13 protein-coding genes are annotated in these 13620 nt (G+C 47.8%); 11 read left to right on the forward strand and 2 right to left on the reverse strand.

Going from position 1 to position 13620, the window contains the following annotated elements; translation table 11 throughout:
- The first annotated feature begins 16 nt into the window (after positions 1-16).
- From ligA to BM184_RS06145, 7 genes are all read left to right on the forward strand, one after another.
- On the forward strand, positions 17-2047 hold the full coding sequence (gene ligA / locus BM184_RS06115) for an NAD-dependent DNA ligase LigA (protein ID WP_086943214.1): 2031 nt from the start codon (positions 17-19) through the stop codon (positions 2045-2047).
- Positions 2040-3173, forward strand: a complete 1134-nt coding sequence (locus BM184_RS06120; RefSeq protein ID WP_086943213.1) for a CamS family sex pheromone protein — start codon at positions 2040-2042, stop codon at positions 3171-3173. The genes ligA and BM184_RS06120 overlap by 8 nt, the downstream gene beginning before the upstream one ends.
- A 138-nt stretch (positions 3174-3311) precedes the next feature.
- A complete protein-coding gene (gene gatC, locus BM184_RS06125; protein ID WP_068620989.1) occupies positions 3312-3617 on the forward strand; it encodes an Asp-tRNA(Asn)/Glu-tRNA(Gln) amidotransferase subunit GatC in 306 nt (101 codons plus the stop codon).
- Positions 3614-5068, forward strand: a complete 1455-nt coding sequence (gene gatA, locus BM184_RS06130; RefSeq protein WP_086943212.1) for an Asp-tRNA(Asn)/Glu-tRNA(Gln) amidotransferase subunit GatA — start codon at positions 3614-3616, stop codon at positions 5066-5068. The genes gatC and gatA overlap by 4 nt, the downstream gene beginning before the upstream one ends.
- 12 nt (positions 5069-5080) lie before the next feature.
- On the forward strand, positions 5081-6511 hold the full coding sequence (gatB, locus tag BM184_RS06135; RefSeq protein WP_086943211.1) for an Asp-tRNA(Asn)/Glu-tRNA(Gln) amidotransferase subunit GatB: 1431 nt from the start codon (positions 5081-5083) through the stop codon (positions 6509-6511).
- Between the two features lie 654 nt (positions 6512-7165).
- Positions 7166-8197, forward strand: a complete 1032-nt coding sequence (locus tag BM184_RS06140) for a diacylglycerol kinase (protein ID WP_086943210.1) — start codon at positions 7166-7168, stop codon at positions 8195-8197.
- 124 nt (positions 8198-8321) lie between these two features.
- A complete protein-coding gene (locus BM184_RS06145) occupies positions 8322-8732 on the forward strand; it encodes a thioredoxin domain-containing protein (RefSeq protein WP_086943209.1) in 411 nt (136 codons plus the stop codon).
- 228 nt (positions 8733-8960) lie between these two features.
- Here BM184_RS06145 and BM184_RS06150 read toward each other — a convergent pair whose 3' ends face one another.
- Positions 8961-9359 (reverse strand): VOC family protein, encoded by a 399-nt coding sequence (locus BM184_RS06150; protein WP_086943208.1) that lies wholly within the window; start codon positions 9357-9359, stop codon positions 8961-8963.
- A gap of 219 nt (positions 9360-9578) precedes the next feature.
- Here BM184_RS06150 and rlmD point away from each other — a divergent pair, with 219 nt between their 5' ends.
- The gene (rlmD, locus tag BM184_RS06155) at positions 9579-10961 is read left to right on the forward strand and encodes a 23S rRNA (uracil(1939)-C(5))-methyltransferase RlmD (RefSeq protein ID WP_086943207.1); all 1383 of its coding nucleotides are present in this window, start codon (positions 9579-9581) and stop codon (positions 10959-10961) included.
- Positions 10962-11257: 296 nt separating this feature from the next.
- Complete coding sequence (locus BM184_RS06165) at positions 11258-11827, forward strand: YdeI/OmpD-associated family protein (protein ID WP_086943205.1); 570 nt, start codon at positions 11258-11260, stop codon at positions 11825-11827.
- A 3-nt stretch (positions 11828-11830) separates the two neighbouring features.
- Here BM184_RS06165 and BM184_RS06170 read toward each other — a convergent pair whose 3' ends face one another.
- The gene (locus tag BM184_RS06170) at positions 11831-12010 is read right to left on the reverse strand and encodes a hypothetical protein (protein WP_086943204.1); all 180 of its coding nucleotides are present in this window, start codon (positions 12008-12010) and stop codon (positions 11831-11833) included.
- A 42-nt stretch (positions 12011-12052) separates the two neighbouring features.
- On the opposite strand from BM184_RS06170, the gene BM184_RS06175 reads away from it, so the two are divergent.
- Positions 12053-12679, forward strand: a complete 627-nt coding sequence (locus BM184_RS06175; RefSeq protein ID WP_086943203.1) for a methyltransferase family protein — start codon at positions 12053-12055, stop codon at positions 12677-12679.
- Between the two features lie 126 nt (positions 12680-12805).
- Positions 12806-13408: a class I SAM-dependent methyltransferase gene (locus BM184_RS06180; RefSeq protein WP_086943202.1), complete on the forward strand. Its 603-nt coding sequence runs from the start codon at positions 12806-12808 to the stop codon at positions 13406-13408.
- The last annotated feature ends 212 nt before the right edge of the window (positions 13409-13620 follow it).

The following is a 13620-nucleotide window of genomic DNA, read 5'->3' on the forward strand; positions in this document are numbered from 1 at the left end:
AGGAGGGGAATCATTCATGGCGAAAGAAAGTCTGACCGAAGCCCAAGAGCGCATCGAGACGTTGAAGACGCTCCTCAACCGCTATAGTTACGAGTACTATGTACTGGACAAGCCCAGTATTTCAGATAAAGAATACGACCAACAGTATCATGAACTGGAAAAATTGGAAAAAGCCCATCCTGAGTTGATCACGAATGACTCACCGACGCAACGCATCGGCGGAACCATCCTGCCCGGCTTCACCAAGGTGCAGCATGATTCACCGATGCTGAGCCTGGGGAATGCCTTCAATCAGGAGGACTTGCTGCAGTTCCACCAACGGATCAGCAAACTGACCGGTCAACCCTTGCAGTACATCTGCGAGCTGAAGATCGACGGTTTGGCTGTGTCGTTGAAATACGAAAATGGTTTGTTCACCCAAGGAGCGACGCGTGGGGACGGAAACACCGGCGAAGACATCACGCAGAACCTTAGGACGGTCAAAGCCATTCCGTTGCGCCTGAATGAACCGCTGACCTTCGAAGTCCGCGGGGAATGCTACATGCCGAAAGCGTCATTCGTACAATTGAATGCGGACCGCGATGAGAAAGGTCTGGAGATTTTTGCGAATCCGCGCAATGCCGCTGCCGGCAGCCTGCGCCAACTGGATTCCAGCATTGCGGCCAGCCGTAATCTGAGTATCTATCTTTATAGCGCCACTAATTTCGAGCAATTGGCTGTGGAGACGCAGGACGCGCTGCTGAACCGATTGGCACAGGTCGGTTTGCGGACCAATCCGGAACGCCGACTCTTTGATTCGATCGAAGAAGTCTGGGCATTTACGGAAGAAATCGCAGCAAAAAGGAAAGACTTGCCCTACGAAATCGACGGCATCGTCATCAAAGTCAATGCCTTCGCTGCCCAAGAAGAAATCGGCTATACCGTAAAAGCGCCGCGGTGGGCAATCGCCTACAAATTCAAGGCGGAAGAAGCCGAAACGATCGTACGCGACATCGAGTGGACAGTCGGCCGTACCGGCGTTGTGACACCGACAGCCGTGATGGATCCCGTATTCTTGGCCGGTTCCACCGTGCAGCGCGCCAGCCTGCATAACGTCGATCTGGTCCGCGAGAAGGATGTGCGCATCGGCGACACAGTCGTGATCCACAAGGCCGGCGACATCATACCGGAAATACAGCATGTCCTCACCGACCGCAGAAATCCGGACAGTGAACCTTATGTCATTCCCGAAACGTGCCCTGCTTGCGATAGCCACTTGGTGCATCTGGAGGATGAAGTAGCTTTGCGCTGCATCAATCCGAAGTGTCCGGCCCAAATCAAAGAGGGCCTATCCCACTTCGTTTCGCGCAATGCGATGAACATCAGCGGTCTGGGCGTTCGCGTCGTCAGCCAGATGTTCGAAAAAGGGCTCGTCAAGGACGTAGCCGACCTGTATAAATTGACGGAAGAAGACCTTTATCAATTGGATAAGATCAAAGAAAAGTCCGCCCATAATATTGTGACGGCCATCGATCAGAGCCGCGGGAACTCATGCGAACGCCTGCTGTTCGGCTTGGGCATCCGTCATGTCGGCTCGAAAGCGGCAGCCAGCCTGGCAGCGGAATTTGAAACCATCGATCGCCTGATGCAGGCGACGAAAAAAGAAATCATGGCCGTCGAAGGCATGGGCGACATCATCGCGGACAGCGTCGTGGCCTATTTCCAACTGCCTGAAGTGAAGGACCTGATCGAAGAATTCCGAGCGAACGGCGTGAATCTGACATACCTCGGCAAGAAAAAAGCTGAAGTGGCTGCGGTCGATTCCATTTGGAACGGCAAAACGGTCGTATTGACGGGCAAACTGACGCACTATAACCGAACCGAAGCGACCGAAATGATCGAAGCACTCGGCGGCAAAGTGACCGGCAGCGTCTCCAAAAAGACCGACTGGATCGTCGCCGGAGAAGATGCCGGCAGCAAATTGGCAAAAGCCCAATCTTTGGGCATCCCTGTTTGGACAGAAGAAGATATGGTGAAAAACTTGGAAAGAAGTGACAGCAGTGAATAAAGCGAAAAGCGTCATCTTTATGGCTGTCTCTGGAGCAGCGATGTTCCTGTTGGCCAGTTGTGGACAGCTATCAGAGACGCAAACGACGGAGAACACAACCAATACCGGTCCTGAAAAAGTGACTGTCCAAACGACACAGAATCAGTTGTCGACCGACTATTATCCGGCCTTGATCGTGGACGGCAAGTACCAATTCAGCCAGAATCGCGGCGTCAGCCTCTCGTTGAACTCGACATCCAATATCAAAGACTTTGAGGCCGATCTGTTGGATGTAGCGAAAAATGTTTTTCCGACTGACCAATACTTTTTTCAGGAAGGCCAAGTCATCGATTATGAAACGACAAGGTTATGGTTGGGGCGTTACAGCGACTCCAATCCGGACGGGTTGAATCCGACCGACAACGGCAGCACCGACGCGGCAACCAGGGAGCCGATCTATCTGGAGCAGATTTTGGAACAGGACTATATGATCCAAAATGAAAATGGCTTCGAATTGGCTGGGATGGCCATCGGACTGGCGATGAATTCGGTCGACTATTACCAAGTGAACGATGTGCCGATGGAGCAAGCCATTTCCCGTGATAAACTGGAAGAACAGGCAAAATCCTATGCGGATACGATCATTACACGTTTGCGCCAAACCGAGGGATTGGAGAGTATCCCGATCGTCATCGGCATTTATGAGCAATCGGCGCAGGACAGCCCGGTCGGCGGCGTCTATCTGTACGAAGGCGTCTCCACGGAAGGGAATGCGATCGGCGAATGGATCACCCGTAATGAAAGCAAAGTGGTCTTCCCGTTGCAAAGCGGAACGCAGACGGAAGAGTCTTCCAACTTTGACAACTTCAAAAATGAAGTGCAGGATTTCTTCCCGAATCTGAACGGAATCGTCGGAGAAGGCAAATACATCGATGGACAACTGATGTCTCTTGAAATCGACATCACGACGCAGTTCTATGGGGAAACGGAAATCATCGCCTTCACACAGCACGTAACGGATGCGGCAGGGCGATTCCTGCCCCAAAACATTCCGGTTGAGATCACGGTTGAATCTATCAACGGCATCGAATCGTTCCTCACAAGAGAAAACGACAGCCAAGGCTTCAGTTACCACATCTTCGATTAACAGAGAGCAGCATGTGCCTGTTTTCAGAAAATGACTGAAACATGCGAAAACTCCCACAAACCGATGATTTTTATGCTAAAATGAATAGGTATGTAAAAAAACGATGACTACACAAAACGACAGAAAGAAGGGTATTACATGGCAATCACTGAAGAGCAAGTGCGTCACGTAGCAAAACTGGCCAAGCTGGAATTCGCTCCTCACGAAATTAAACACTTTACAGAACAATTGGGCGACATCATCGACATGGTGGAACAATTGGAAGCAGTCGATACAACGGATGTACCCGTGACTTCCCATGGCTATGCATTGAAGAATGTCATGCGTGAGGATGTAGCGGAACCTGGTACGGATCGCGACCTCTTATTCAAAAACGTCAAGACAGCCGAAGACGGCATGATCCAAGTGCCGGCAATTTTAGATAACGAGGTGGAAGGCGCATGAGTATTTTCAATGAAACGCTAACGAGCCTGCATGAAGGTTTAGTCAACAAAGAATTCTCTTCCGTGGAATTGACTCAAGCAGCCTTCAAACGCATCGCTGAAACAGACGGAAAAGTCGAAGCATTCTTGGCTTTGAACGAAGAAGGCGCCTTGAAACAAGCGCAAGCAGCTGACGAAAAAGGCTATGCTGACGGCAATGTCCTGAACGGTATTCCTTTAGGGATCAAAGACAACATCGTCACAGAAGGCGTGACAACAACAGCGGCTAGCCGTATGTTGGGCGACTTCATGCCGATCTATGACGCAACAGTCGTCACGAAATTGAAGGAAGCCGGCGCTGTAAACGTCGGAAAACTGAACATGGACGAATTTGCCATGGGCGGAAGTACGGAAAACTCCTACTACAAAAAAACCAAAAATGCTTGGGATCTGACCAAAGTTCCCGGCGGATCATCCGGTGGTTCCGCTGCGGCGGTTGCCAGCGGCGAAGTTGTCGCTTCCTTGGGTTCCGATACAGGCGGAAGTATCCGCCAACCGGCTGCCTTCAACGGCATCGTCGGCATGAAACCGACATACGGCCGCGTATCCCGTTACGGCTTGATCGCATTTGCGTCCAGCCTTGACCAAATCGGCCCGATGACGCGCAACGTAACCGACAACGCTTTGTTGTTGGAAGCGATCAGCGGCTACGATAAGAGAGACTCCACCAGCTTAAACATGGAAGTGCCGAAATTCAGCGCGAACCTGAACGGAAAAGTTGCGGGCATGAAGATCGCCTTGCCGAAGGAATATTTCCAAGAGGGCGTATCCGTTGAAATCCAAGAGGCTGTAAGAAAAGCAGCTGCCCAATTCGAAGAAATGGGCGCTACCGTGGAAGAAGTCAGCATGCCGACTTTGGCTTACGGAATCCCTGCTTACTACATCATCGCTTCTTCGGAAGCATCTTCCAACCTGCAACGTTTCGACGGCGTGCGTTACGGCTACCGCGCAGACAATGTGAACTCATTGGAAGAATTGTACATCAAGAGCCGTTCCGAAGGTTTCGGGATGGAAGTGAAACGCCGCATCATGTTGGGATCCTTCTCATTGAGCGCCGGTTTCTACGATGCTTACTTCAAAAAAGCGGGTCAGGTCCGCACGCTGATCAAACGCGACTTCGCGAACATCTTCGCAGGCTACGATCTGATTCTGGGACCTACCACTACAACGACTGCCTTCGGAATCGGCGAAAAGAACGACGATCCGTTGGCTATGTACATGGATGACTTGTTGACCGTAACAATCAACTTGGCGGGCGTTCCGGCCATTTCCGTTCCTGGCGGCTTCTCGGCTGACGGCATGCCGATCGGTATCCAATTGATCGGTAACTACTTCGAAGAAGCAAAAATCTATCAAGCCGCGTTTGCATTGGAACAAGCGAACGATTATATTGACCAACACCCAAACCTGTAGGAGGAAAACATTATGAATTATGAAACAGTCATCGGACTGGAAGTCCATGTGGAATTGAAAACTGAATCAAAAATGTTCTCCCCATCTCCAGCACACTTTGGGGCAGAACCGAACACAAACACAAACGTCATCGACTGGGGCTACCCAGGCGTCTTGCCGGTCATCAACAAAGGCGCAGTCGAATTCTGCATGAAGGCCGCTTTGGCTTTGAACTGCGAAATCTCGACAGAAACGCATTTTGACCGCAAAAACTACTTCTACCCGGACAATCCGAAAGCATACCAAATTTCGCAATTGGATAACCCGATCGGCCATGACGGCTGGGTTGAAATCGAAGTGGAAGGCGTCAAGAAAAAGATCCGCATCGAGCGCGTCCATCTTGAAGAAGATGCCGGCAAAAACATGCACGGATCGGACGGCTATTCCTATGTCGATTTGAACCGTCAAGGAACGCCATTGATCGAAATCGTATCGGAAGCGGATATGCGCTCTCCGGAAGAGGCTTATGCCTATCTGGATGCCGTACGCCAAATCATCATGTACACAGACGTATCCGATGTGAAGATGGAAGAAGGCTCCATGCGTTGCGATGCCAACATTTCCATCCGTCCATTCGGCCAAGAAAAATTCGGTACGAAGACGGAATTGAAGAACCTGAACTCCTTCAACTTCGTCCGCAGAGGTTTGGCTCATGAAGAAAAACGCCAAGCACAAGTATTGAATGCTGGCGGCGTCATCCAACAAGAAACACGCCGTTTCGATGAAACAACCGGCGAAACGATCCTGATGCGTGTCAAGGAAGGCGAAAGTGATTACCGCTACTTCCCGGAACCGGATCTGCCAGGGTTGACCATTTCCCAAGAATGGATCGACCGCGTAAAAGCATCCATCCCAGAAATGCCTGCAAAACGCCGTCAAAGATACATTTCTGAATACGATCTGCCTGAGTACGATGCAATGGTATTGACACTTTCGAAAGAAATGTCCGACTTCTTCGAAGGCACCATCGCTGCCGGCGCCGATGCCAAATTGGCTTCCAACTGGTTGATGGGCGAAGTTTCCGCCTACCTGAACAGCGAAAAAGTGGAACTGGCCGACACGAAACTGACGCCAGCTAACCTTGCCGGCATGATCACGTTGATCGAAGACGGCACCATCAGCACGAAGATCGCCAAGAAAGTCTTCCGCCTGTTGGCAACAAAAGGCGGCGACGCCAAAGCAGTCGTTGAATCAGAAGGCCTGATCCAAATGAGCGATCCATCGCAACTATTGCCGATCATCAACGCCGTTTTGGACAACAGCCAACAATCCGTTGACGACTTCAAAGCCGGAAAAGACCGCGCCAAAGGCTTCCTCGTAGGCCAAATCATGAAACAAACCAAAGGCCAAGCCAACCCAGGCATGGTCAACCAACTACTCGCGCAGGAGTTAGAAAAAAGATAGAGCGAGATGAATCCCGCTCTAGGAATCGAGCACTAAGAGGATATTACGAGAACGGCCGCTTTTTGGACGTGACGTAATGTCAGCTTAGGCACTCAAACGTCACAGTGCGACGTTTGAGGTCTTTGGCAATCTTTGTACCAAGAGAATTGATGCTCATTATTCTCGGGATTCAGAACGCGTTTGCGTTTGAACACATTCCAGCCAACTTCCTTCCGGAGGTTGGCTTTTTTTCACTCACAATCAAAATGAAGCTCGCCGGGAAATAGGCAAGAAATATGCTTCGAATTCCCGGCGAGACAGCGTTCACCGATAAATCAACAAGAAAAATGCCCAGTATTCCCGATGAGGCCATCCTCACCGGGAAATCGACATGCAAAATACCCGCAATTCCCGATGAAGCCAGTCTCGCCGGGAATTCGATCCTTTGTATCTGCTTAATTTTCTGCGAAAAGTTCCCGGTTCTGTGCAAAACACAATATAGGCTTTTTTCTGAATAAATTAACTCTCAAAAAAACTGCAACAAAGCTATCTATTTCCAGTTCAGCAATTAGTATTATTATGATTTTGGTGATATAATCATTAATTGAGTGGTTTGATAAGAAAAGATAAATTGTGACCCATATAACAGATGAGCCTAGAAAGATGAGGAAAAGAATGAGAGCAAGAGTAATTTACAATCCTACTTCCGGAAGAGAAATGCTGAAAAAAAGCATGATTGACATCCTTCAAATATTGGAAGAAGCAGGCTATGAGGCCAGTGCTTATGCCACGACACCCGAACCACTTTCCGCAACAAAAGAAGCAGAACGTGCCGCTTTGGCCGGTTTTGATCTGATCGTTGCAGCAGGCGGAGACGGTACCGTAAACGAAGTCATCAACGGCATCGCCGGTTTGGACCACAGACCAACAGTCGGCATCATACCTGCGGGGACCACAAATGACTATGCCCGTGCTTTGAAGATTCCACGCTCAAATCTATTGGATGCAGCCCGCGTCATCGCTGACGGAAATGTCATCCCGATGGACATCGGTCAATCAAATGATACTTATTTCATTAACATCGCAGCAGGCGGCTATCTGACGGATCTGACCTATGACGTCCCGGCAAAACTCAAGACCATTTTCGGCTACCTTGCCTATTTGGTGAAAGGCGCCGAAAAAATCCCACAACTCAAACCGATGCATATGCGTATCGAATATGAGGGCGGCGTTTACGACGGTATGGCATCCATGTTCTTCGTGGCCTTGACCAATTCAGTCGGCGGCTTTGAAACGATCGATCCGAATATCGTTTTGGGAGACGGCAAGTTCACGCTATTTGTCGTGAAGACAGCGAATATCTTCGAAATCCTGCAACTGTTGGCCCAAGTGTTGAACGGGGGCAGACATCTGGAAAATTCGAATGTCCTTTACACACATACCAGCTTTGTGAAGGCAGAATCCATGGACGGGTCCCGCTTGATGATCAACTTGGATGGTGAATACGGCGGTGATGCACCGACTTTGTTCACGAACCACCAGCAACACATCAAAATCATCGGCAATACATCCGATTACGCTGATCCGATCGAAAAAGTAGATGAAGACATTCTTGAAGGTGCCGGTACTGGCTTCATGAAGGAAGTTGAAACCTTGCACCCGGATGAAGTGAACGACAAACGTTTGCCTTACGATGGCAAGAATTAAGAATTAAGAATTAAAAATTGAAAATAAGAAGAATGCCCGGCCTCTCGGTGTTATGATGAGAGGTATCGGGCATTTTTTGCTATACTGGGAAAAAGAGACTTTAACGAAAAAGGGGACCTGCCGTATGCCGAGAAAACAGAAGAAATTTTTGTCCTTATTATTTTTGAGCGGACTGCTGATGCTGCTCATGGCCTGCGGAAAAGAGGCGAATTCACCAATTGTGGCCATCGCAAATGAGACGGAATACGAAGAAGTGGTCGCGAAGGATGTGGCCTACCTCTATTTCGGCTACGATGATTGCCCCTACTGCAAGGAATTCCGTCCAATCCTGGAAGAGGAATTGGCGGAAACAGGGCAGACCGCTTATTACTACAATACGAAAAAGCGCGTCAACGATGCCAACTACAACGAAGTGCTGGATACCTACGACGTCGCGTTCGTGCCCGTCCTGATCAGACTGGAGGATGGCAAAGCAGTCGGGTCGGTCAATCTGGACACCGTTGCGGACCTGCCGGCATTATTGGCGGAAGAATAGCAGGCGAAATGTCCGGGGTTGTCCGATAACCACAAAGAATCGGACAACCAAGAAGCATGAATGCCCTAGGATGTCCAATAACTATGAAGAATCAGACAACTGAGAAGCAAAAATGCCCGAGAATGTCCGATAACGGCAAAGAATCGGGCACCCGGCAAGCGATTCAGCCAGGTCTTGTCCGATAATCGCAAAGAATGGGCTGCCCCCAACCGGAGCAGCCCATTCGTATTATTTCCACACTAATTGCCAAGTGACGCCGAATTGGTCGGTCACCCAAGCTACCGCCCGCAATTCCCCGACGGCTTCAGGTCCCATCATCACAACGCCATCTGCGGATAAGGAATCAAAGTAGTTGTCGAAGCTGGCTTCATCTTCGCAGTCCACGTAGAGGGAAACGGCCCAAGTCATATCCGGCAAAAAATCTTCCTCCATATCCATTGCCATGAAATCCTGGCCATTCAACACAAACTGCTCATTGATCACGCGGCCGCCTTCCCCGTGTTCATCCTCATCGATTTTGGTGAGGGAGGTCACGCTGGAATTCGGAAAAATGGAAACATAAAAGTGCATCGCTTCTTCTGCAGTCCCCGGTAACGTCAAAAAGGGAACAATCCGTTGTCCGCTCATTTTGTTATCCTCGCTTTCTTCCTGTACCCGTCAGTAACTGGTTTATACACTTCTATTATACTGAACGCGAGCGAAACTTCCTATCGATAAGACGCGTCGCATCAGTCGATATTATGAGAATGTACTTATTTTTTCCAAACAAATGGGCTTGCTGTATCGGGTAGCCTTCTTTTTTGGTATAATGAATCCGAATGAAAAATTATGAACTGAGGAGTACACATGAAAAAACAATATACGGTAGCACCGGTAATAAAAAATGAGAAGATGACTGTAACATTTGAGGACTTAACGTCAGAAGGTATGGGTGTCGCAAAAGTTGAGGGTTATCCATTATTTGTAGCGGATGGACTACCGGGCGAACGGGCCAACATCAAAGTGACCAAAGTCGGCAAATCGTTTGGATTCGCCCGCATTGAGGAAAGACTGAGCAGTTCTCCTGACCGCATCCCGACACGCGATATTAAAGGAACACGCGTTGGTACGATGCCGTTGCAGAATCTGCGTTACTCTGCCCAATTGGCTTTCAAACAGAACAATGTTGAACAAGTGATGAAACGCATTGCCAAAATGCCTGAAGTCGAAGTCAAACCGACAATCGGAATGGAAAATCCATGGGGATACCGCAACAAAGCACAGATCCCAGTGCGTCAAAAAGACGGCAAATTGGTTACCGGATTCTTCCGCACCAACACACATGAATTGATCCCGATGGAAAACTTCCAGATCCAGGATCCAAAAATCGATGAAGCCATCGTAAAAGTCCGTGACATTCTGCAAGAATTCAACGTGAAAGCATACGACGAGAAAAAACATACCGGAAATATCCGTCACATCATGATCCGCCGCGGTTATTACACAGGCGAAATGATGGTTGTCTTGGTGACGCGTACGGCGAAACTGTTCCCGCAAAGCAAAATCATTCCGGCTATTTTGGAAGCTTTACCGGAAGTGGTCAGCATCGTCCAAAACGTGAACCCGAAGCAAAACAATGTCATCCTAGGTGACGAAACGATCGTATTGCACGGTGAAGATGTCTACCACGACAAATTGATGGGCCATACATTCGCTATCTCTTCCCGTTCATTCTATCAAGTGAACCCGATTCAAACGGAAAAACTTTATAAATTGGCGATCGAAGCTGCACAATTGACAGGCGAAGAAACCGTCATCGATGCCTATTGCGGAATCGGAACGATCTCCCTGTCATTGGCTGAAAAAGCGAAACACGTTTATGCGATGGAAGTTGTTCCTGATGCCGTGAAGATGGCTGAAATGAATGCTGAAGCAAACAACATCGACAACATCACCTTCGAAGTCGGTGCTGCTGAAGAAGTGATGCCGAAATGGGCTGCTGAAGGCGTCAAAGCGGATGTCTTGGTTGTCGATCCTCCACGCAAAGGCTTGGAACCGGCCTTCATCGAAGCTGCTTTGGAAATCGCTCCTGAGCGCATCGTCTACGTCAGCTGCAACCCAGCTACAATGGCACGCGACCTGAAACTGTTCCACGAAGGTGGCTACAGCGTAGGCAGCATCCAACCAGTGGATCTGTTCCCGCAAACACTACATGTAGAATCTGTCGTTGCGTTGACACGCAACAAATAAATAGAATAAAGTAGAAAGCCGGAAGGACCGTCATGTAAAGTGACTGTCCTTGCGGCTTTTTATGAGTCCAAAAAGAAGTCGCGCTTAGCGATAGCCTTCCAAAGGGGCTATAATGATTGTGAAGGACCAAACTCGTTTATCAAAGCGGCTTTGAGAATAGCCCCAGCATCGTCCAACCCAGCTACGTTGGCACGCGACCGCAGTTATTCCACGAAGGCGGCTACAGCTTATGCAGCGCCGACGGACTTGTTCCCGCAGACACTGCAGGTATGGAAATAGTACGGGGAGGAGAATAAATGGGACTTTCAAACACCTTTTATACAAGTGAAAGGAATAAGTGGAGGGAATGGCTTACTGAAAACTTCGAAAAAGAAAAGGAAATATGGCTCGTGTTTCCAAAAAAAGAGTCAGGAGAGAAAGGTCTTTCCTATAACGACTCAGTGGAAGAGGCACTCTGTTTCGGCTGGATTGACAGCACTGTTAAGAAATTAGATTCATTACATAGAGTTCAGCGGTTCTCTCCAAGAAGAAAGGGCAGTGGATACTCTAGAGCAAATATTGAAAGGCTGATTTGGCTTGAGACACAGGGGATGATTCATCCTAAGGTCAGAGACACCATTCTTGAAGTAATCAGAGTACCCTACGAATTTCCTGCGGATATTCTTGAACTAATCAGGTGTGATAAAAAGGCTTGGGAGAACTATGAAAAATTTCCGGAAGCCTACAAAAGGATTCGGATTGCCTATATTGATGGAGCGAGGAAGCGTCCTATGGAGTTCAAAAAACGTCTGGATAACTTTATCAGGAAAACAAAGGAAAACAAACTTATTGGGTATGGAGGAATCGACAAATACTATAAAAAATAGTTATTATCTGGATTCATAAAGCATCATGGTGATGAAGAAACCTTGAATCAGGTATTTGTCATGGGATGTATCCGGCAATGCATTGTTGAGCGACCCGGACGGCATAACGGATATGAGTGCGGAAGAGGTGCTGGCTACTTTGTTCAGCGGATAAACTGAAATTGATTGAACCATATCCACCATCGATAATGCCCCAAGAGTAAATAAGCGAAGAGGGGTGACAAGTTGAATGCAGAGTTTTCGTTCAGGTTAATTTTCTGGACCCATCTGATATTGATCGTGATTTTCAATCGTATACTTCCGGCATTTCGAGCAAAAAAATCGGGAGCCAAACTATCACCTGATCACGAGGCGATTGAGAATGAAGGGAAGTTTTTGTTTGCATTCAGGGTCATCGCCGGGATACTGTTGGCTGTGGTGATTGTAATATATACATTTTTTCCAACATATAATATCTGGTTCCAGTTTTATTTGCCGAGCGGTTTAAGATGGGTTGGCGTCATCGTTTCTTCAATCAGCTTGATTTTTTGGAGCTATTCGCAGGAAGTTTTGGACAAGAACTGGTCCGTGAATCTAAGGATACAGGAAGAGCATACACTGGTCACCTCTGGACCATACAGCGTGATGCGGCATCCGATATATACCGCCATGATAATATGGTCAATAGGCCTTGCAGTCTATACGGCTAATGCGTTTTTTGTGGGCTTCACGGCACTGATGATCTTGTGGACTCCGCTAAGAATTTCGAAAGAAGAAACAATGTTGATAGGTTATTTCGGCGATGAATATAAAAAGTACATGGAATATACGGGGAAATATTTGCCCAAATTTAAGTATGATGGAAACAGATAGCCCATGACCCTTCGTGTAAATGTGGTATCCTATTAACTCATGGGACTGAAGAATCAATTGCGTGTACATTGCTTGCAAATAACTAAGAACAATGGGTAAATCCTTCAATAATACAGGAGGCACAATATGGGAAACACCGATAAATTTGACAGCATAGCGAACAGTTATGATAATCCAGAACGACACCACATCGCAAAGGTTGCTTCAGACGCCATCAAAGAGTATTTGGGTGAAACCAAAAGTAAAAAGGCGATTGATTTTGGATGCGGAACCGGCCTGGTCGGAATGAATATGTTGAGCGATTTTGAATCGCTGCTGTTTATGGATACTTCAGAGAACATGCTTGATATCGTAAAACGGAAAATTGCTGATGCGGGTGCTTTGAATGCACGTACCTTGTGTTTTGATTTTGAAACGTCGAGCCAACCCGATTTCCGCGCTGACTATATTTTCATGGCACAGGTGCTGCTGCACATTCAGGATTATGAGGCACTTCTGGCCAAACTCCACGCTGTTTTGAATGATGAAGGCCACTTGCTGATTGTCGATTTCAATAAGAATGATAAGGTCGTTTCAGATTTGGTCCATAACGGATTCGATCAAGAGCAGCTCAAAGAATCGATGCTGAAAATAGGCTACAAGGATATCCGAAGCAAAACCATCTACAGTGGAACCAAACTATTCATGAACCAAGATGCTTCTTTATTTATTATGGATGCAAAAAAATAGCGTATAATAAATTATTTAAATGCTACTGACGTTTGTATTGAATCAAATCCGCTCCATTAACGCGTGAGTTTTCGAGAAATTTGATATACAAAGAATTAAAGCACAAAATGAAGAGGCCAGTCCGAGCCTCTTCGTTTTCGATTTATCGTTCAGGGTTAGATGGATGAGGCTCTCATTTTGTATTTCTTGAACTGCTTCAGTAATGCTGTCAG

The sequence above is a fragment of the Trichococcus pasteurii genome, from assembly GCF_900112935.1.
GTDB lineage: Bacteria > Bacillota > Bacilli > Lactobacillales > Aerococcaceae > Trichococcus > Trichococcus pasteurii.

What these genes read in the sequence shown, in the direction of transcription:
- BM184_RS06170 (WP_086943204.1), bottom strand. Translation starts at nt 12,010, where the DNA reads ATGGTGGATATGGTTCAATCAATTTCAGTTTATCCGCTGAACAAAGTA.
- BM184_RS06140 (WP_086943210.1), top strand. Translation starts at nt 7,166, where the DNA reads ATGAGAGCAAGAGTAATTTACAATCCTACTTCCGGAAGAGAAATGCTG.
- ligA (WP_086943214.1), top strand. Translation starts at nt 17, where the DNA reads ATGGCGAAAGAAAGTCTGACCGAAGCCCAAGAGCGCATCGAGACGTTG.
- rlmD (WP_086943207.1), top strand. Translation starts at nt 9,579, where the DNA reads ATGAAAAAACAATATACGGTAGCACCGGTAATAAAAAATGAGAAGATG.
- BM184_RS06165 (WP_086943205.1), top strand. Translation starts at nt 11,258, where the DNA reads ATGGGACTTTCAAACACCTTTTATACAAGTGAAAGGAATAAGTGGAGG.
- gatB (WP_086943211.1), top strand. Translation starts at nt 5,081, where the DNA reads ATGAATTATGAAACAGTCATCGGACTGGAAGTCCATGTGGAATTGAAA.
- BM184_RS06150 (WP_086943208.1), bottom strand. Translation starts at nt 9,359, where the DNA reads ATGAGCGGACAACGGATTGTTCCCTTTTTGACGTTACCGGGGACTGCA.
- gatA (WP_086943212.1), top strand. Translation starts at nt 3,614, where the DNA reads ATGAGTATTTTCAATGAAACGCTAACGAGCCTGCATGAAGGTTTAGTC.
- BM184_RS06180 (WP_086943202.1), top strand. Translation starts at nt 12,806, where the DNA reads ATGGGAAACACCGATAAATTTGACAGCATAGCGAACAGTTATGATAAT.
- gatC (WP_068620989.1), top strand. Translation starts at nt 3,312, where the DNA reads ATGGCAATCACTGAAGAGCAAGTGCGTCACGTAGCAAAACTGGCCAAG.
- BM184_RS06145 (WP_086943209.1), top strand. Translation starts at nt 8,322, where the DNA reads ATGCCGAGAAAACAGAAGAAATTTTTGTCCTTATTATTTTTGAGCGGA.